This window comes from Lactobacillus nasalidis (assembly GCF_016587775.1).
Taxonomy (GTDB): domain Bacteria; phylum Bacillota; class Bacilli; order Lactobacillales; family Lactobacillaceae; genus Lactobacillus; species Lactobacillus nasalidis.
In genome coordinates, this window is the sequence record NZ_BOCG01000143.1 from 1 (window position 1) to 5,437 (window position 5,437).

General features: G+C 54.4%; 5 protein-coding genes. All 5 read left to right on the forward strand.

Translation table 11 applies throughout. The features are described from left to right. Nucleotides 1-947 (forward strand): UDP-N-acetylmuramoyl-L-alanine--D-glutamate ligase (murD, locus tag lacNas_RS02530; protein WP_201346557.1); only part of this gene is annotated, 947 nt, incomplete at its 5' end. 2 nt (nucleotides 948-949) lie between these two features. Continuing rightward, entirely contained in the window at nucleotides 950-2,059 is a 1,110-nt protein-coding gene (gene murG, locus lacNas_RS02535) for an undecaprenyldiphospho-muramoylpentapeptide beta-N-acetylglucosaminyltransferase (RefSeq protein ID WP_201331276.1), read from the forward strand. Between the two features lie 16 nt (nucleotides 2,060-2,075). After that, nucleotides 2,076-2,921, forward strand: coding sequence for a cell division protein FtsQ/DivIB (locus tag lacNas_RS02540; protein ID WP_201331277.1), 846 nt, complete (start codon nucleotides 2,076-2,078; stop codon nucleotides 2,919-2,921). Nucleotides 2,922-2,979: 58 nt separating this feature from the next. Continuing rightward, nucleotides 2,980-4,362 carry a cell division protein FtsA gene (ftsA, locus tag lacNas_RS02545; RefSeq protein WP_201331278.1) on the forward strand — a complete coding sequence of 461 codons (1,383 nt, stop codon included), beginning with the start codon at nucleotides 2,980-2,982 and terminating at the stop codon, nucleotides 4,360-4,362. 15 nt (nucleotides 4,363-4,377) lie between these two features. Beyond that, nucleotides 4,378-5,437: cell division protein FtsZ (ftsZ, locus tag lacNas_RS02550; protein ID WP_201346558.1), on the forward strand; the 1,060-nt coding region annotated here is incomplete at its 3' end.

The following is a 5,437-nucleotide window of genomic DNA, read 5'->3' on the forward strand; positions in this document are numbered from 1 at the left end:
CTTACGCCGTCGGCAACATCGGCTGGCCGATTTCAGAAGTCGTCTTGGACCAGGCTGGTCCAGAAGACCTCTTGGTCGTGGAAATGTCCAGCTTCCAGCTGATGGGAGTCACCGACATTGAGCCGAAGGTGGCAGCCATCGTTGACATTTACAACAATGTCCACTTGGACTACCACAAGACTTTTGACAACTATGTCGACGCCAAGCTGAACATCACCCGCTTCCAAAAGGCCAGCGACTACTTCCTGGCCAATTACGACCAAAAAGACATCCTGGCCAAGGAAGAAAAGGCCACTGGTGCCAAGCTTTTGACCTTCAGCGAAACCGACCCGGCAGCTGACTTCTACATCGGCCAGGACTACCTGATGCACGGGGAAGAAAAGATGATGAAGATCGCTGACATCAAGCTGCCCGGCATCCACAACCTGCAGAACTCCATGGTGGCGATCGGCATCAGCAGCTTGATGGGGGCAGGCAAGGATGACATCGCGGCCGTCCTGTCGACCTTCGCCGGCGCGGAGCACCGCCTGCAGTACATCACGACCATCAACGGCGTGCGGGTTTACAACGACTCCAAGTCAACGAACATCGAAGCAGCCACGGTTGCCATCCAGTCCTTCAAAGAACCGGAAGTTCTCCTGGCCGGCGGCCTGGACCGGGGATTCGTTTTTGACTCCTTGATCGACTTGTTTAAAAAGCACGTCAAGGCGATCGTGACCTACGGCGAAACCCGCTACCTGCTGGCCGACGCGGCCAGAAAGGCGGGCATCAAGACCATCGTGGTCGTTGACAACCTCCACGATGGCGTTCAAGAAGCAGCTAAGCTGGCCGAAGCCGGCGACGTTCTGCTCTTCTCACCGGCCTGCGCTTCCTGGGACCAGTTTAAGACCTTTGAAGAACGCGGCGAATATTTTGTTAAGTATGTAAAGGAATTGGAAGAAAAGTAAAAATGAGAGTTATTTTTTCTGGTGGCGGCACTGGCGGTCACATTTATCCCATCATGGCCTTGATTGAACGCTTGAAGGAAGAAGGAATTTCCCGAGACGACGAGATTTTGTTCGTCGGAACCAAGAAGGGGCTTGAGTCCAAGATCGTGCCGGCAGCTGGCGTAAATTTTGCCACGATCGACATCCAAGGTTTTGACCGCAAGCATCCCTTGAACAACTTCAAGACGATCCAGCTGTTTTTGAAAGCCACCAAGCGGGCCAAGCAGATTCTGACCGACTTCAAGCCGGACGTGGTTCTGGGGACTGGCGGCTATGTCAGCGGGGCCATCGTTTATGAGGCCAGCAAGATGAAGATTCCAACCATGATTCACGAATCCAATTCCGTGGTCGGGGTCGCCAACAAGTTCCTGGGCCACTACGTTGACCGGATCTGCTACACCTTTGACGACGCGGCCAAGGAGTTTTCCGAAAAGAAAAAGCTGGTCAAGACCGGCAACCCGCGTTCCCAGCAGGTGCTGAGCCTGAACGCCAAGCCGGTTGACCTGGCCGCTGACCTGGGGCTAAATCCGCAGATTCCGACGGTCCTGGTTTTCGGCGGCTCGCGCGGGGCCTTGGCCATCAACCGGGTCATGCTCAAGTCCTTGATGGAACTGAAGAAGAAGCCTTACCAGGTAATTTGGGCAACCGGGACTTACTACTATGACGCTATCGCCAAGAAGCTGGACGGCGTTGACTACGGCGACTCCATCAAAGTGGTGCCGTATATCGCCAATATGCCGGGCCTGCTGCCGGAAATGACCTGCGTGGTTTCCCGTTCCGGTGCCACCAGTCTGGCTGAATTCACGGCTTTGGGCGTGCCGGTAATCTTGATCCCGAGTCCGAACGTTACCCACAACCACCAGATGAAGAACGCCATGGACCTGGAAAAGGCCGGAGCTGCCCTGGTGATTGCCGAAGACGACTTAAGCGAAAACACCTTCGTTTCGTCAATCGACCACCTGCTTTTGGACCAGACTTATGCTGAAAAGATGAGCCGGGCCTCAAAGGCTCTGGGCGTGCCGGACGCGTCGGACCAGGTCATCCGGGTCATGAAGGAAATTGCCAAGAAGTAGCGAATAGGAGGAAGCAATGGCTCGAAAACGGATCACCCGCAAGGATCCCGAAGAGGAACTTTCTAAATTTTTACGACACGAACCTGGCCAAGGGCAGGAATCGCGCAAATTATCGAGCCAGCTTCCTTCCCTGAAGAAAGAACGGCGGCGCAGCCTGCTGACCAGGCTGGGCTCAATCATTGTTGTCTGCCTTCTGGCCATCACTTTTCTGGCTTACTACGTCTCGCCGCTGGCTGACGTTTCCACGGTCAAGGTGGTCGGTGCCGACGACCTGGATGCCAAAAGCATGGTGGAAGTCACCCAGATCAAGGCGTCAGACAAGGTGGTCGATGCCTTGAGAGGGCAGAAGAGCATCAGCAAGAAGCTGGCTGCCAAGTATCCGGAAGTGGCTTCTGTCAGCCTGTCGGTAGAAGGCTTGAACACCTTGAAGATGCAGGTGCATGAACGCAAGGTCATCGGCTACATCAAAGACGGCAGCAGCTACCGGAAGATTTTGTCAAACGGCGGCTTGGGGACCAAGAGCCTGACCTGGAGCGAGGTCGACCATGACAAGCCGCTTTTCATCGGCTACAGCAAGCAGGTGTCTTTGAAGACCAACCTGAAGATTTTCAACTCTTTTCCTGAATATTTCAAAAAGCAGGTAAAGATGCTGTCCGGCAATACCAGACGCAAAACGCAGATGATTCTGGTCATGAAGGACGGCAACGTGATCATCGGCAATACCGCGACGATCAAGTCCAAGGTTAAGTACTACAACTCGATTAAACAGGATCTGTCGACCAACAGCGTCATTGACCTGGAGGTCGGTGCCTTTACTCGGCCTTTGACCAGCGCGGAAAAAAAGGCATACGGGCTGTCTTAGCTTTGTATCTTTAAAACATTATGATATTATCTATATAATAGAATTGGGGGAAGGAAACTTGGACAATTCAACTTTGTTAGTTGGCTTAGACATTGGTACGACGAGTATCAAGGTCGTCGTTGCTGATGCTGGCCGCCAAGGCCTTCAGGTTTACGGCGCAGTAACCAGTCCCACGAAGGGGATGCGGCACGGCAAGATCGTTGACATTGACCTGGTTGCGGAATCAGTCAAAAGCGCGATCCAGCAAGCCAGTGAAAAAACGAACAGCCGGATTTTCCGGGTAGTGACTGCTTTGCCGGTCAGCATGCTGCAGCTGGAAAGCGCGACTGGCCTGGTCAACATTTCTGACCAGGGCCGGGAAGTCACTGACGAAAACGTAACGCAGGTAATGCGGGCAGCCATCAAGGCCGCCAAAAAGAAAGACCGGCAGGCGGTCGCCTTCTTCCCAAGCCGTTTTTTGATTGACGGCGAAAAGGACGTTGACGATCCCCGGACCATGATTGCCCGGTCGCTGCTGGTTCAAGGGCTGGTAATGACGGCGCCGGCTGCTGAAGTTCACAACATCAACACGGTCTTGAAGCATGCCGGGATCCAGAACAACTTCTTCGTGCCGGCGCCGATGGCCGTTTCCAGCGTAGCGCTGGATGAGGCGGAAAGAACCTTCGGGGCGATTCTGCTGGATTTGGGCGGCGGCAGCACGACGGCAACCGTGATCCGCGACAACCAGATCAAGTACGCGACCGTTGACTTGAAGGGCGCGGCTGACATTACCCATGACATCTCGGTTGTTTTGTCGACCACGATGAGCGATGCTGAAGCTTTGAAGCGCGATTACGGCTATGCCGAACCGGAGCTGGCTTCAGAAAACGAGAAGTTTGCCGTCAAGGCGGTCGGCAAGGACCAGAACAACCTGGTCAGTGAAAAGTATCTCAGCGAGATCATCAACGCCCGTCTGCAGCAGATCCTGCGCCGGGTCGGCCGCGGCCTTTACAACCATGATGCCCTGTCTTTGCCGGCTGGGGTCATCATCACGGGCGGCAGCGCCTTGCTGGCCGGAATCGACGAGCTGGTGGCCGCTGACTACGACGTCAAGGCCAAGATCTACCAGCCGGCCCAGATCGGCCTGCGTAATCCGGTCTACTCGGTGGCTTACGGGATCGTCAACTACGTCAACGAGCTGAGCGACATCGGCTATCTGGCAAATACCGTGATCTACGACAATGGGGCTTTTGCCTCCAATGAAAAGCCGGCCGGCGCCGCAAATAGTCAAAAAATTGCTAAAAGAGTGGCACGCAATACTGAAAATGACACTGAATTAGCTTATAATAAGACTAAGCATGATGGGGCAGTCGACACTCAAACCCGGCATGAAAAGAAGACCGATAATAACGAAAATAAAAACAAGGGCTTAGCTGCATTTTTCAGAAAGTTCTTTGATTAAGGGTGGTAAACTTAGATGGCTTTGGATTTTACTTTTGATTCAGATGACAACAACAGCGCAGTTATCAAAGTAATTGGCGTTGGCGGGGCTGGCGGCAACGCAGTCAACCGGATGATTGAAGACGGCGTGCAAGGCGTTTCTTTCATCGCGGCCAACACTGACGTGCAGGCTTTGAACAGCAACAATGCTGAGGTGAAGATTCAGTTGGGACCTAAACTGACCCGGGGCTTGGGCGCCGGCTCACATCCGGAAACCGGCCAAAAGGCCGCTGAGGAAAGCGAGGAAACGATTGAGGACGCACTTAAAGGCGCGGACATGATCTTTATTACGGCCGGCATGGGCGGCGGCACCGGTACCGGGGCTGCTCCGGTAATCGCTAAAATCGCCCGTGAAACCGGCGCGCTGACGGTTGGGGTAGTTACCCGCCCATTCAGTTTTGAAGGCCCTAAGCGGTCCAAGAACGCCGCTGAGGGGATTGCCAAGCTGAAGGAATACGTTGACACTTTGGTCATCGTGGCCAACAACCGGCTTTTGGAAATCGTTGACAAGAAGACGCCAATGATGGAAGCCTTCAAGGAAGCTGACAACGTCCTCAAGCAGGGTGTTCAAGGCATTTCCGACTTGATTACGTCAACTGACTACGTCAACCTGGACTTTGCCGACGTCAAGACGGTTATGGAAAACCAGGGCGCGGCCCTGATGGGCATCGGCCGGGCCAGCGGTGAAAACCGGACGGTCGAAGCCACTAAGATGGCCATCTCCTCACCGCTTTTGGAAGTTTCCATCGACGGGGCCAAGCAGGTCCTGCTCAACATTACCGGTGGTCCTGACCTCACCTTGTTTGAAGCCCAGGATGCCTCAGAAATCGTTTCAACGGCGGCCGGTGAAGATGTCAACATTATCTTCGGTACCTCGATCAACCCGAACCTGGGCGATGAGGTAGTGGTGACCGTGATTGCCACCGGGATCGATTCTGCGGCTGAAGAAGCAGCTTCCAAGCAGCTTCCGGGCCGCGGCCACCAGGTGACGGCTCCGCGGGAGAAGCCGGCAGCACCAAAGATTCTGAACCAGGAAG